Source organism: Streptomyces sp. NPDC005423 (assembly GCF_040606415.1).
Taxonomy (GTDB): Bacteria; Actinomycetota; Actinomycetes; order Streptomycetales; family Streptomycetaceae; genus Streptomyces.
This window is the reverse complement of sequence record NZ_JBEXET010000029.1, coordinates 1-14267: the sequence shown is the minus strand read 5'-3', so window position 1 is coordinate 14267 and position 14267 is coordinate 1. Positions and strand designations below refer to the sequence as shown.

Genomic DNA, 14267 nt, shown 5'->3' with positions numbered 1-14267 from the left:
ACGCTCACCTCGCCTTCGGCCGACGCGGGGACAGGGCGGTCACGACGGGAATCCGTGTCCCTGCGGCCGGTCGGCGCCCCGCATGACCTCCCTCGGAGTCCCAGACCGCTTCCACGGCACGGTCCGTCGCGTAGCCCGTCCGCAGTCGCGCAGCCTCGTCCATCAGCCGGCTCGCGGTCGACGTGCCACGCGGATCGCTCGCGGCAGCCATCATCCACGCGGCCGAGGCGGGATCGGTCCGCGGCGGGACCACCAGGAGATTCCAGCGGCCCGAATGGTAGGAGAGCAGCAGCAGTTCGTGCGGATCCTGCTCGGCCAGGAACCAGCCCACCTTCACCACGTGCCCGGCGACGGCCACCTTCCGCGGGACGACCGGCCAGTGGGTGGGATTCACCGTGACCCGGGTGATCCGGCCCCACAACGGGTCCAACGCGGCGGTCAGAGACGGGAGTTCAGCACCGAGATCACGTGAGCGGGGCCACCATGCGCCGTCCAGCAGAGCGGGCGCGGGACCGGGGGGTGCGAGCGCCAGTCGTAGAGAGGGCTCAAGAGGGGGCTCGGAGGAACGTTCTTCGGCTTCGCGTGTCGGCGAGGGAGAGATGGTCGCGGTCATGACGCGGACCCTGCCCCGGGCCGGCCACAACCGACCCGGCGTATTCGATCGCCGAAAACGACACGGGCGTGGAAGCCGGTGCGCGAAATATCCTCGGTGAAATCACCCTACTCCCCGGGCGGCCGGAACGGACCGAACGGACCGAACGGACCTAAGCGACCGAACGACCCGAACGGACCCGTACGGCCGCGAAGAAGCAGTGTCTCTCTGTCCCTTTGCCGCGTGTCTCGCAACCGTCAGGTGTGCGTCGGCGGTGTCGCGGGCTCGGCCGGTGCGGAGGCCGCCGGGATGGTGGTGCGACGGGAGGTCATCGCTGCGGCGGCGACCGCGGTCGCGGCCAGGATCGCCCCCGCGGTGGCCAGCGCGGTCTGTGCGGCGGTGCGCGGCGCGTCCGCGTGGGCGAGGTAGATGCCGCCGGCGACCGCGATGCCCAGCGTGCCGCCGAGTTGCTGGACGGCGTTGAGGAGCCCCGCGGCGGAGCCGGTCTCCTGCGGGCCGACGCCGCTCAGCGCGGTGGTGAAGAACGGCGGTGTGAACAGGCCGGTGCCCAGGCCCGCGACGGCGAGCGCGAACGGCAGGGCCGCGGGGTACGCGTCGGGGGCGCTTGCCCGGTAGGCGAGGACGGCCGCGGCCAGACCGATGGCCAGGGTGGCGGTGCCGGCGTGCATGACGCGGGTTCCGTGGCGCGGGACCAGGTAGGCGCCCGCGGCCCATGAACCCGCGGCGAGTCCGGTCGACCAGGGCAGCAGCGTCAGGCCCGCGGTGAGCGGACCGCGGCCGAGGCCCAGTTCGAGGTGCAGCACCACGGTCATCATGACGGCGTTCATGACGGCGAAGAACAGCGTCGAGGTGGCCAGCGCCGCCGGGAACGATCGGCCGCGCAACAGCGCCGGTTCGATCAACGGGGCCCGGCCCAGGCGGGCGGTACGGCGCTGGTGGGCGACGAACAGGGCGAGGACGGCAGCGCCTCCCGCGGCGGTCGCCCACGCCACCGGGCCCGGTTCGCCGGTGGCCAGCGGGCACACCACCAGGGCGGTGCCGGTCATCGCCAGCACGGTCCCGACCGGGTCCAGGTGTGGGCGGGACGGGGCGCGGTCCTCGCGCAGGCGCGGCGCGATCGCCAGTACGGCGGCGGCGAGGGGGAGGTTGACGAGGAAGACCGCGCGCCACGACGACCCGAAGACGTCGGCGTGCGTCAGGACTCCGCCGAGCACCGGCCCAAGCACCGCGGACAGGCCCATGACCGGGCCGATGGTACCGAGCGCCTTCGGCAGTTCGTCGCCGTCGAACATCGCCCGGATCAGTCCGAACGTCTGCGGGATGATCAGCGCGGCGGCGGCGCCCTGTAGCGCACGCAACCCGATCAGCGCCCCGGCGGACGGGATGAGCGCGCACGCCAGCGAGGTGACGGCGAACGCGGCGACGCCGATGCGGAAGACGCGCCGGCGCCCGGCGATGTCGCCCAGCCGGGCACCGGTCAGCAGCCCGAGCGCGAACGCGAGGGTGTAGGAGGCGCTGAACCACGGGATGGTGGCGTCCACGCCGCCGAGGTCGGCGTGGATGACGGGACCGGCGACCTGGACGATCGTCGCGTCGAGGAGGTTCATGGCCTCGGCGACCAGCACCGCGCCCAGGGCGAGCCACCGCCACCGGTACGCGGGCTCCGACACCACGGATGCGGGGTCCGACACCGTGGACGCGGGCACGGATCCAGGCACGGGCCTGGGCACGGCCCACGCCGGCTCGCGCCCCGGTCCGCGCTCCGGCTCGCGTCCCGGTTCGCGCGCGGTCGGGACCCCTGGAGAGGCTGGTTCGTGGCGCGAGTTCACGTCGGGGTCCGGATCGCGGGTCGGGTCGGCGGGTGTGCTGCGGGACATGCTCTCTCCCCCTGCGGTGTACGGGACGGCGGTCCGCCCCGGTAAGGCGGCCGTTGACCACCGTGCACCCCGCCCGCAGCGGCTTCCATTCACGGAGGAAGGATCGATATTTCTTTCCTTCCGGGTCGGCTAATTTGGTGAATATGCTCGTACTGGATGATCTGGACCGGGGTCTGATCCACGCCTTACAGGTGGACGCGCGAGCGCCGTTCACGCTCGTCGCCGACGTCCTCGGCATTTCCACCCAGACCGTGGTGCGCCGCTACCGCCGCCTGTACGCGCAGGCCGGCCTGCGCGTGGTCACGCTGCCCGCGCCGCGCAGCTCCGGCACCCACCAGTGGTTCGTGCGGCTGACCGCCGCGACGCGCACCGCCCACGACATCGCCGTAGCGCTCGCGCGCCGCCCCGACACCTCGTGGGTACGGCTGACCTCCGGCGGCACCGAGATCGTGGCGATCATCCACACCACGCCCGCGGGCCCGGACGCCCACGCGCTGCTGCTGCGCGACATTCCGCGCACCGCCGGGATCACCGCGGTCTCCGCGCACTACCTGTTGCACACCTACGTCGGCGGGCCGACCGCGTGGCGCGGCCGTGTGGACTCCCTCGACGCCGCACAGCAGGCCCGGCTGCGCGCCGAGAGCGGCGCGAACCCCGGACCGGAACCGGCGCCGGGGGCGCCCGCGTACCTGCTGACCGACGCCGACCGGCTGCTGCTGGACGCGCTGCGCGACGACGCCCGCATCAGCTACGCCGACCTCGCCGCCGCGACCGGCTCGACGGCGTCCACGGCGGCCCGCAGGCTCGGCGAACTCCGGGCGCGCAACGCGCTGTTCTTCGACGTGGACATCGACCCGGCGCTGCTGGGCGTCACCGTCTCGGCGCTGCTGTGGATGCAGGTGGCGCCCGTGCACCTGGACGACGTCGCCGGCGCGCTGGCCGGCCACGAGGAACTGGCGTTGGTCGCGGCGACCACCGGTCCGACGAACCTGGTCGCGCACGCGCTGTGCCGGGATGCCGAGGAACTGCACCACTACCTCACCCGGAAGGTGGCGTTGGACGCGATAGCGCGGATCGAGACCGCACCGGTGCTGCGCACCTACAAGACCGCGGCGACGCTGCGGACCGCCTGAACAGGCCCGGGCACCGGCGCGGTGGCGGACGCCGTACGCCCTTCTGCTGACAGGGCACGAGAGCAAGGCGATCAACCGGTACTACTGCAACTACGGTTCCGGTAGGCCGAGTTGGCGAAGACAGACGTAATCGCCAAGCCGGAGTGCCACCGCTGCCGCCGCCGACGACCCCGCCACCGACGCCGTCTTCGCGCAGCGGGGCGGTCCCAGAGGCTCAGCCCCGGCGGCCTCGGGCCGCGTGCGCCACGGCCCGACAGCGGGCGCGGGCGCGTCGAGCGACTGTCCCAGAAGGGACAGCGACGGTTCAGGAAGGTGTGCGGTCTCCGTGGCGAGGCCCTCGAAGCGCGGTCCGGAGTGCGGTCCGACGCCATCGCGTCGCGGCGGTCGGCGGGCGGGGCGGCAGGCGGACGTGCGGGGTGTCGCCGTCGAACTGAACATCGGTCCCGGGACGCTGCGCGTCCGGGTGCGCGACGCGGAGGTCCCTCGGTGGACGCAACAAGGTGACGCCGAAAGACGCGGAGGCGGGTTCGACCCGGCCGCAGGCGGACACGCCCCGACCGCTGAAGGTCGAGGAGGTGCGGCAGTTGGAGCGCGGGATCGCGCGAAGATCGGCCGTCTGTTTCGCCGCGGAGAGCCCCGTGCGGGCGCGCGCGGCAGCCCCGCCGTCGACGCGGACCTCACCGGGCAGACGGCCGACGCGGGACCGGTCCGCACCCGAAGTCCGGGAGAAGTCCCAGAGGCGCCGAAGAGGTCCCGGAGGTCCCGGAGGTGCCGGGGAAGTCCCGGAGGTCCCGGAAAAGTCCCGGAGGCGCCGCCGCACCCTTCCCCGACCCGCACGCGCAGCGGTCAGGCAGGGTGCGGCGCCACCATCGACTCAGATGTCCCGGAAGATCTCGATCTGCGCCCCGATCGAGTTGAGGCGTTCGGCCAGGTCCTCGTAGCCGCGGTTGATGACGTAGACGTTGCGCAGGACGGACGTTCCCTCTGCCGCCATCATCGCGAGGAGGACGACGACCGCGGGGCGCAGTGCGGGCGGGCACATCATCTCGGCGGCTCGCCAGCGGGTCGGTCCGTCGACCAACACCCGGTGCGGGTCGAGGAGTTGGAGCCGGCCGCCGAGGCGGTTGAGGTCGGTCAGGTAGATCGCGCGGTTGTCGTAGACCCAGTCGTGGATCAGCGTCTGGCCCTGGGCGACGGCCGCGATGGCCGCGAAGAAGGGGACGTTGTCGATGTTCAGACCGGGGAACGGCATCGGGTGGATCTTGTCGATCGGCGCCTCCAGTTTGGAGGGCCGGACGGTGAGGTCGACCAGTCGCGTACGGCCGTTGTCGGCGACGTACTCGGGGGAGCGGTCGTGGTCGAGTCCCATCTCCTCCAGGACCGCCAGCTCGATCTCCAGGAACTCGATGGGCACCCGGCGGACCGTCAGCTGCGACTCGGTGACCACGGCGGCGGCCAGCAGACTCATCGCCTCGACCGGGTCCTCGGAGGGCGAGTAGTCGACGTCGACGTCGATGGTCGGCACGCCGTGCACGGTGAGCGTGGTGGTGCCGATGCCCTCGACCCGTACGCCGAGCGCCTCCAGGAAGAAGCAGAGGTCCTGGACCATGTAGTTGGAGGACGCGTTGCGGATGACCGTGACACCGGCGTGCCGGGCGGCGGCCAGCAGCGCGTTCTCGGTGACCGTGTCGCCGCGCTCGGTCAGCACGATGGGCCGGTCCGGGGCGACGGACCGGTCGACCTGCGCGTGGTAGAGGCCCTCGGTCGCCGCGATGTCGAGGCCGAAGCGGCGCAGGGCGATCATGTGCGGCTCGATGGTGCGGGTGCCGAGGTCGCAGCCGCCCGCGTAGGGCAGTGTGAAGGCGTCCAGGCGGTGCAGGAGCGGGCCGAGGAACATGATGATGGAGCGCGTGCGTCGGGCGGCGTCCGCGTCGATCGATGCCATCTCCAGCTCGGCAGGCGGCACGATCTCCAGGTCGATGCCGCCGTTGATCCAGCGGGTGCGTACGCCGATCGAGCCGAGCACCTCCAGCAGGCGGTAGACCTCCTCGATGCGCGCGACGCGGCGCAGTACTGTGCGCCCCTTGTTCAGGAGCGAGGCGCACAGCAGCGCCACGCACGCGTTCTTGCTCGTCTTCACGTCGATCGCGCCCGAGAGCCGGCGACCGCCGACCACCCGCAGATGCATCGGCCCGGCGTAGCCCAGAGAGACGATCTCGCTGTCCAGCGCCTCACCGATCCGGGCGATCATCTCAAGGCTGATGTTCTGGTTGCCGCGCTCGATGCGGTTGACGGCACTCTGGCTGGTGCCGAGTGCCTCCGCAAGTTGCGTCTGTGTCCAGCCCCGGTGCTGCCGGGCGTCACGGATGAGCTTGCCGATGCGTACGAGGTAGTCGTCTGCCATGAGGCCGAGGTTATCTCAGATATGAGATGGCGCCTCTTGGGGGGTCCGTTCGGGTGATGGACGGTCAGTCGTGCCTCGGCTGTTCTCAACTGTGCTTGCGGGAGTGCGTCTTCCGCCAGCCGAACGGTCCGGGCAGGTCCATCGAGGTGGTGCTGCGTCCGGTGCTGCTGTGCGTGTGCCGCGGGCCGTGGCGGCCGCCGGTCGTGATCGACCAGGAGCCCTTGTTGATGTTCAGGCGGACTCCGGGCAGGATCCGGAAGCTCTTGCGGAACGTGAGCGGCATTTCCGCCCCCCTTTCGTCGTCCCGCACCGGGTACCCCGAAGTGGCGCGGACATGGCAGCCCAACGCGAGACCGCCCGGGCATGACCATTCCGCGCCCATGTACTAGAGTTATCTCGACATCGAGATATCTACCGAGGCGCACCGCAGCCGCCATCGAGCCGACACTCTAGTAAGGCTTGCCTAACTTAGTCTTACCTTAGCGGACCGGCCAAGACGTCGTGGCGGCAGGATGCGGTGGGAACGCGCACATCAATGAAGGAGACTGTCGTGTCGGCGAACAGCTTCGACGCCCGCAGCACGCTGCAGGTGGGCGACGAGTCGTACGAGATCTTCCGTCTGGACAAGGTGGAGGGCTCCGCCCGGCTCCCCTACAGCCTGAAGATCCTGCTGGAGAATCTGCTCCGCACCGAGGACGGCGCGAACATCACCGCCGACCACATCCGCGCCCTCGGCGGCTGGGACTCCCAGGCCCAGCCGTCGCAGGAGATCCAGTTCACGCCGGCCCGCGTGATCATGCAGGACTTCACCGGCGTGCCCTGTGTCGTGGACCTCGCCACCATGCGCGAGGCCGTCAAGGAGCTGGGCGGTGACGCGGCGAAGATCAACCCGCTCGCCCCCGCCGAGCTGGTCATCGACCACTCCGTCATCGCCGACAAGTTCGGTACGCACGAGGCCTTCGCGCAGAACGTCGAGTTGGAGTACGGCCGCAACCGCGAGCGCTACCAGTTCCTGCGCTGGGGCCAGACCGCGTTCGACGAGTTCAAGGTCGTCCCGCCCGGCACCGGCATCGTCCACCAGGTCAACATCGAGCACCTGGCCCGCACCGTCATGGTCCGCGGCGGCCAGGCGTACCCCGACACCCTGGTCGGCACCGACTCGCACACCACGATGGTCAACGGCCTCGGCGTGCTGGGCTGGGGCGTCGGCGGCATCGAGGCCGAGGCCGCCATGCTCGGCCAGCCGGTCTCGATGCTCATCCCGCGCGTCGTCGGCTTCAAGCTCACCGGCGAGCTGCCCGCCGGCACCACCGCCACCGACCTCGTGCTCACCATCACCGAGATGCTCCGCAAGCACGGTGTGGTCGGCAAGTTCGTCGAGTTCTACGGCGAGGGCGTCGGCGCCACCTCCCTCGCCAACCGCGCCACCATCGGCAACATGTCGCCGGAGTTCGGCTCCACCGCCGCGATCTTCCCGATCGACGCCGAGACCATCAAGTACCTGAAGCTGACCGGCCGTACCGAGCAGCAGCTCGCGCTCGTCGAGTCGTACGCCAAGGAGCAGGGCCTCTGGCTCGACCCGGCCGCCGAGCCCGACTTCTCCGAGAAGCTGGAGCTCGACCTCGCCACGGTCGTCCCCTCGATCGCCGGCCCGAAGCGCCCGCAGGACCGCATCGTCCTCGCGAACGCCGCCGAGCAGTTCGCCAAGGACGTCCTCAACTACGTCGACGCCCCCGGCGCGCAGGGGCCGGGCGCCGCCGCCTCCCCGGTCGACGAGGCGAGCGCCGAGTCGTTCCCGGCCTCCGACGCCCCCGCCTACGGCAGCCAGGAGAACGGTGCCGGCGCGCCGCAGCACGCCGAAGGCACCGGTGCCGCGGTCCCGTCGACCCCGGTCACGGTGACCGCCTCCGACGGCTCGACGTACGAGATCGACCACGGCGCGGTGACGGTCGCGGCCATCACCTCCTGCACCAACACCTCGAACCCGTACGTCATGGTCGCCGCCGCGCTCGTCGCGAAGAAGGCCGTGGAGAAGGGCCTGACCCGCAAGCCGTGGGTCAAGACCACCCTCGCGCCCGGCTCCAAGGTCGTCACCGACTACTTCGACAAGGCGGGCCTCACCCCCTACCTCGACAAGGTCGGCTTCAACCTCGTCGGCTACGGCTGCACCACCTGCATCGGCAACTCCGGCCCGCTGCCGGAGGAGGTCTCCAAGGCCGTCAACGACCATGACCTGGCCGTCACTTCGGTGCTCTCCGGCAACCGCAACTTCGAAGGCCGGATCAACCCCGACGTCAAGATGAACTACCTGGCCTCCCCGCCGCTGGTCGTCGCGTACGCCCTCGCGGGCTCCATGCGGGTGGACATCACCAAGGACGCCCTCGGCACCGACCAGGACGGCAAGCCGGTCTTCCTGGCGGACATCTGGCCCTCCGAGGCCGAGGTCAACGACGTCGTGGCGAACGCCATCGGCGAGGACATGTTCAACAAGTCCTACCAGGACGTCTTCGCGGGCGACGCCCAGTGGCAGGCGCTGCCGATCCCCACCGGCAACACCTTCGAGTGGGACCCGCAGTCCACCTACGTGCGCAAGCCCCCGTACTTCGAGGGCATGACGATGGAGACCACCCCGGTCACCGACATCGTCGGCGCGCGTGTCCTGGCCAAGCTGGGCGACTCGGTCACCACCGACCACATCTCCCCGGCCGGCGCCATCAAGGCCGACACCCCGGCGGGCAAGTACCTCACCGAGCACGGCATCGAGCGGCGTGACTTCAACTCCTACGGCTCGCGCCGCGGCAACCACGAGGTCATGATCCGCGGCACCTTCGCCAACATCCGCCTGCGCAACCAGATCGCGCCGGGCACCGAGGGCGGCTTCACCCGCGACTTCACCCAGGACGGCGGCCCGGTCGCCTTCATCTACGACGCCTCGCGCAACTACATCGAGCAGGGCACCGCGCTGGTCATCCTGGCGGGCAAGGAGTACGGCTCCGGCTCGTCCCGCGACTGGGCGGCCAAGGGCACCGCGCTGCTCGGCGTCAAGGCCGTCATCGCCGAGTCCTACGAGCGCATCCACCGCTCCAACCTGATCGGCATGGGCGTCGTCCCGCTCCAGTACCCGGCGGACCAGACCGCCGAGAGCCTCGGTCTGACCGGTGAGGAGACCTTCTCCATCGCCGGCCTCACCGAGCTGAACGACGGCACCACCCCGCGCACGGTCAAGGTCACCACCGACACCGGCGTGGAGTTCGACGCGGTCGTCCGCATCGACACCCCCGGCGAGGCGGACTACTACCGCAACGGCGGCATCCTGCAGTACGTGCTCCGCAACCTGATCCGCAAGTGATCACGCTCCGGGCCTGACCGCCCGGGCCCGCGGTCGTCGCCCCCACCCGGGGCGGCGGCCGTCCGCGTTCCCGGCCGCACCGCCGCTCCGGGCCCTCGGCTCCCGGCCTCCTCCCCGCCCTCCCCAAGCACGCCAATTCCCGTGTGGAGAGGGCGATATGGCCATTGCGCCGGGTCCGCGAACTTCGAACTCCTCGTCTGCGCACATCCGGTGCACAGGATTCCCTCAGCGGGCCGGGACACGATCGGTACATGACTGGCAATCCTGAGTCCCGCACCGGCCTGCCGCGCGTACCGACCGTGGACGACGAGCCCGCGCCCACCGACCGGGGCCGGACGGCGACAGCACCCGCCGTGCGGATGACGAGATACGCCAACGGGCCCGTGGTGGACGGCAGATGAGCCCCCGTCCCGGCGTCCTGGGCCGGCTGCGCGGACGCTCGCTGCGCACCCGTCTGCTGCTCGTGGTCGGCGCCACCCTCGTCGTCGTGTGCGCCGCGATGGCCCTCTCCACCGTCTTCGTCCAGCGCGCCTACCTGTTCGGTGACTTCGACGACCGGGTCCGCGCCGCCGCCCAACACGGCTCCGCCCTTGCCGAACACGGCTCCACCGCCGCCGAGTTGAGCCTCGGACCAGGCGTCGGCCGCGGTCTGCCGGGCGGCAGCGGACAACCGGCCGGGACGCTCGCCGCACGGACCGACGCCCAGGGCACCGTCGTCGCCGCGGCCGTCGTCGATCAGGACGCCGCCCTCCGGGCCCTCACCGCCGCCCAGCGCTCGGCCCTCGGGGGGATCACGGCGGACGGCGCGCTGCACACCCGCACCGTGCCCGGCCTCGGCACCTACCGGCTCGCCGCGCTCGACGAGGACGGGGCCCTGCTCCTCACCGGTCTGCCGACGGACGACGTACAGCACATGATCAACGGCCTGGTGGCGGTCGAGGCCGCCGTCGCGGCCGTCGGACTCACCGTGGCGGGCTGCCTCTGCGCGGTCGTCATACGACGGCAACTGCGGCCGCTCGGACGGGTCGCCGCCACCGCCGCCGAGGTCTCGCGGTCTCCGCTCGGCGAGGGCGGCCCCACCGGGCTCACCCGGGTACCGGAGCGGGACACCCGCCCCGGCAGCGAAACCGGCCAGGTCGGGGCGGCGCTCAACCGGATGATCGACCACGTCGAGTCCTCGCTCGCCGAACGCCACCGCGCGGAGGAGCGCATGCGCCGCTTCCTCGCGGACGCCAGCCACGAACTCCGCACCCCGCTCGCCTCGATCGCCGGGTACGCGGAGCTGATGAACCGCGGCGCCGGCCGTATCGAACCCGACCTCGCCTGGCGCCGGGTCACCGCCGAGTCGGCGCGGATGACCGGGCTGGTGGAGGACCTGCTGCTGCTCGCCCGGCTCGATGAGGGGCGGCCGTTGGCGTCCGCCGAGGTGGATCTCGCGGCGGTGGTCGCGGAGGCGGTGTGGGACGCGCGCGCCGCCGCCACCGGCCACGACTGGCAGCTCCAACTGACGCTCGACGCCCCGGCGTCGGTCATCGGCGACGAGGCCAGGCTGCGTCAGCTGGTGGCCAACCTGTTGGCCAACGCCCGTTCGCACACGCCTGTGGGCACCACGGTGGTGGCCTCCGTCGAAGCCACGGCAGGCCGCCGAGTCGTCCGGGTGCGCGACGACGGTCCCGGCATCCCGCCGGCCCTGCTGCCCACGGTCTTCGAACGGTTCACCCGGGCCGACACTTCACGCGCCCGCACCGGCGCCCAGCCTGGCGGCTCCGGCCTCGGCCTCGCCGTCGCCGCGGCGATCACCGGCGCCCACGACGGCCGCATCGAGGTCGAAAGCGCCCCCGGCCGAACGGAGTTCACCCTCCACCTGCCACCCACGCCGCCCGCGGTCCCCGCACCACCCGCGCCGCCCGCGGTCCCCGCACCACCCGCGCCGTCGCCGGGCACCCCGACACAGCACCGGGCCGCCGCCAGGGCCTGACCGCCACTTTCCGCGCGCCTACCGCCGCTCCGGCCTGACTCCCACTCCCCGACCGGCCGCGCCCAGCGCTACCCCGGCCTCACTCGCACCCCCCGACCGGCCGCGCCCACCGCCACACCGGCGTCCCGGGCCCGACTCCCGCCACGTCCCTTCCGGTGCCCGCCGTTTACACCCACCCCAGTCCGCGCTAACTTCACGGACAGGTGGGGTGGGAGCGCTCCCACTTTCCGACGGTCCGGAACCCGCCGAAGGGTGTCCCACCCCACCCATCACCCAGCGACCGGAACGTCACGATCCACAATGTGGGCGGGAGTGGCCAACTCGCCACGCCTCGCCCGGAGTCCACGTCACCCATGCCCTCACCGGGGCCGGCACCGCTACCGCGACGGTCCTGCCTGCTTTGCCGTGCCCTGCTTCGCCCTGCCCTGCCCTGCCCTGTCCTGCCGGATCGGGTCGGCCGTGGCCGGGCCCGGCCGTCACTCCGGGCGGATCCGGTGGGGGAGGCCCACCGGATCCGCGAGCCGGACAGGCTTGGGGGAGTGTGGGCCCTGTCCGGGTGATACGTGGCTTGGGGTGACACCGCGGTGCGACAACGTTGTCGAGTGGTATGTGCATGACTTTACCGCGTCAACGGACAACGATGTCAAGCCAGTTGTCGTGCCGTCCGCCGCCGCCCGCCACCGGGGGCCGGTCCTACGCCGTCCGGGCGGACGGCCAGGGCGACCCGTGCGGCCCGCGTGCGCAGGCGCTCTTCCGTGGTACCGGTGGCGCACGTTACTGTCCGAGCGGCTTGTGCGACCCGTGGTGCGCGACCCGTCCGAAGGAGGGGCCGCGTCATGCGTTTCCGTCCCATGTCCCTGCTGCTGGCCGCCGCGCTCGCGGTCGGCGGTGGCACCCCCGCCCTGGCGGCGACCGCCGCCCCGCCCCGACTGGTCAAGGACCCGACCGCCTACGTCGATCCGCTCATCGGCACCAAGAACGGCGGCAACGTCTTCCCCGGGGCCGTCGTGCCCTTCGGCATGCTCTCCTGGAGCCCGGAGAACACCCGCTCCAGCGCCACCAGCACCGCGGCCCCCGGCGGCTACCAGTACGACGCCACCCGTATCCGCGGCTTCAGCCTCACCCACATGTCCGGCACCGGCTGCGCGGGCGGCAGCGGCGACATCCCGTTCTTCCCCTACGCGGGCGAGGTCACCTCCTCCCCGGCGAGCGACACCAAGGACGCCGTCTACGCCGCCGACTTCGCCCACACCGACGAGACCGCCGAGCCAGGCCACTACGAGGTGGGCCTCGCCTCCGGCGTCACCGCCGACCTCACCGCCACCGCCCGCACCGGCTCGGCCCGCTTCACCTTCCCCTCCGACAAGCCCGCCTCGCTGCTGATCCGCACCGCCAACTCCGAGGTGGGGTCCACCGGTTCGTCGGTCACCATCGATCCCACGACCCGCACGGTCTCCGGCTCCGTCACCTCGGGGAACTTCTGCGGCTACCTCGATCCCGAGGGCCAACGCGCTTACTACACCCTGCACTTCACGGCCCGCTTCGACCGGGCCTTCAAGACCACCGGCACCTGGCACGACGACACGCTGAGCCCCGGCTCGACCACCGCGTCCGGCTCCACCGGCGGATTCGCCAACGGAGGCCGGCCGGTCGCGGGCAAGGGGGCGGGCGGCTACGTCGAGTTCGCGCCCGGCACCGGCCCGGTCAACGTCAAGGTCGGTATCTCCTACGTCAGTCAGGGCGGCGCCGAGGCCAACCTCGCCGCCGAGAACCCGCCGCACCGCACCTTCGAGGCCGTCCAGGACGCGGCGCACCGGGCCTGGCGCGACCAGCTCGCCGGGATCAGGGTCGGCGGCGGGACCGACGCGGAGCGCACCACCTTCTACACCGCGCTCTACCACGCCTTGCTGCATCCGAACGTGATCAGCGACACCGACCGCAGATACCGGGGCAGCGACGACCAGGTGCACACGGTCGGCCGCGGCCACCGGGCGCAGTACGGCACCTTCTCCGGCTGGGACGTCTACCGCTCCCAGGTCCAGCTGCTCACCCTCCTCAGCCCCCGCACCGGCTCGGACATCGCCCAGTCGCTGTACGAACTGGCCACGCAGAACGGGGGAGTCTGGGACCGCTGGCTGCACGGCGCGAGCGGTACGCACGTCATGAACGGTGACCCCTCGCCCACCGCCCTGGCCGGGATCCGCGCCTTCGGCGGCACGGACTTCGACCTCGGCGGCGCGCTCGACTCCCTCGTGCGGGCGGCCACCGTACCGACCGTGCAGGACCTCTCCTCGTCCGGCAAGCCCGTACTCTCGGCGGGCCAACGCCCGTCCCTGGACAAGTACTTGCAACTGCACTACATGCCGTCGGTCTCCAACGCCTGGGGCGGCGCGGCCGAGACGCTGGAGATGTCCACGGCGGACTTCTCGCTCTCCCAACTCGCCACGGCAGCCGGGAGGAAGAACACGGCGACGGCCTTCGCCGAGCGGTCCCAGTGGTGGCAGAACAACTTCAACATCGCGGCCGACCCCACCGGCGGCTACATCGCCAACCGCAAGGCCGACGGCAGCTGGGTCACCGGCTTCACCCCGGCCACCGGCAACGGCTTCGTGGAGGGCACGGCGGCCCAGTACACCTGGATGGTGCAGCACAACCCGGCGGGCCTGTTCGCGGCGCTCGGCGGCCGGGACAAGGCCCTCGCCCGGCTCGACTCCTTCTTCCACGAGGCGGACGGCGGCTGGGCCTTCACCGGCAGCGGCGGCGACAAGTCGGAGCTGGACAACGAGCCGTCCGTCAACGTCCCCTACCTGTACGACTACGCCGGCGCCCCCTACAAGACGCAGGAGACCGTCCGTGCCGCGATGACCCGGCTCTGGTCGGCCGGGCCCGGCGGTATCCCCGGCAACGACGACC

9 protein-coding genes are annotated in these 14267 nt (G+C 71.8%); 5 read left to right on the top strand and 4 right to left on the bottom strand.

Annotation, left to right across the window (positions count from 1 at the left end):
- Window positions 1–4: 4 nt before the first annotated feature.
- Both ABZT12_RS26480 and ABZT12_RS26475 read right to left on the bottom strand, forming a co-directional pair.
- A complete protein-coding gene (locus tag ABZT12_RS26480) occupies window positions 5–613 on the bottom strand; it encodes a DUF5994 family protein (RefSeq protein WP_356389050.1) in 609 nt (202 codons plus the stop codon).
- 236 nt (window positions 614–849) lie between these two features.
- Window positions 850–2490 carry an MFS transporter gene (locus ABZT12_RS26475; RefSeq protein WP_356389048.1) on the bottom strand — a complete coding sequence of 547 codons (1641 nt, stop codon included), beginning with the start codon at window positions 2488–2490 and terminating at the stop codon, window positions 850–852.
- A gap of 143 nt (window positions 2491–2633) precedes the next feature.
- On the opposite strand from ABZT12_RS26475, the gene ABZT12_RS26470 reads away from it, so the two are divergent.
- Window positions 2634–3623: an AsnC family transcriptional regulator gene (locus ABZT12_RS26470; protein WP_356389046.1), complete on the top strand. Its 990-nt coding sequence runs from the start codon at window positions 2634–2636 to the stop codon at window positions 3621–3623.
- Between the two features lie 874 nt (window positions 3624–4497).
- On the opposite strand, the gene ABZT12_RS26465 is transcribed toward ABZT12_RS26470, so the two are convergent.
- The gene (locus ABZT12_RS26465) at window positions 4498–6027 is read right to left on the bottom strand and encodes a UDP-N-acetylglucosamine 1-carboxyvinyltransferase (RefSeq protein WP_356389044.1); all 1530 of its coding nucleotides are present in this window, start codon (window positions 6025–6027) and stop codon (window positions 4498–4500) included.
- Between the two features lie 85 nt (window positions 6028–6112).
- A complete protein-coding gene (locus ABZT12_RS26460; protein WP_356389042.1) occupies window positions 6113–6310 on the bottom strand; it encodes a DUF4236 domain-containing protein in 198 nt (65 codons plus the stop codon).
- Between the two features lie 267 nt (window positions 6311–6577).
- On the opposite strand from ABZT12_RS26460, the gene ABZT12_RS26455 reads away from it, so the two are divergent.
- The 4 genes from ABZT12_RS26455 to ABZT12_RS26440 form a co-directional block, all read left to right on the top strand.
- Window positions 6578–9376 carry an aconitate hydratase gene (locus tag ABZT12_RS26455; RefSeq protein WP_356389040.1) on the top strand — a complete coding sequence of 933 codons (2799 nt, stop codon included), beginning with the start codon at window positions 6578–6580 and terminating at the stop codon, window positions 9374–9376.
- A 251-nt stretch (window positions 9377–9627) separates the two neighbouring features.
- Window positions 9628–9777 carry a hypothetical protein gene (locus ABZT12_RS26450; protein WP_356389038.1) on the top strand — a complete coding sequence of 50 codons (150 nt, stop codon included), beginning with the start codon at window positions 9628–9630 and terminating at the stop codon, window positions 9775–9777.
- A complete protein-coding gene (locus ABZT12_RS26445; protein ID WP_356389036.1) occupies window positions 9774–11354 on the top strand; it encodes an ATP-binding protein in 1581 nt (526 codons plus the stop codon). The genes ABZT12_RS26450 and ABZT12_RS26445 overlap by 4 nt, the downstream gene beginning before the upstream one ends.
- A gap of 836 nt (window positions 11355–12190) precedes the next feature.
- On the top strand, window positions 12191–14267 hold a 2077-nt coding region (locus ABZT12_RS26440; protein ID WP_356389034.1), incomplete at its 3' end, for a GH92 family glycosyl hydrolase.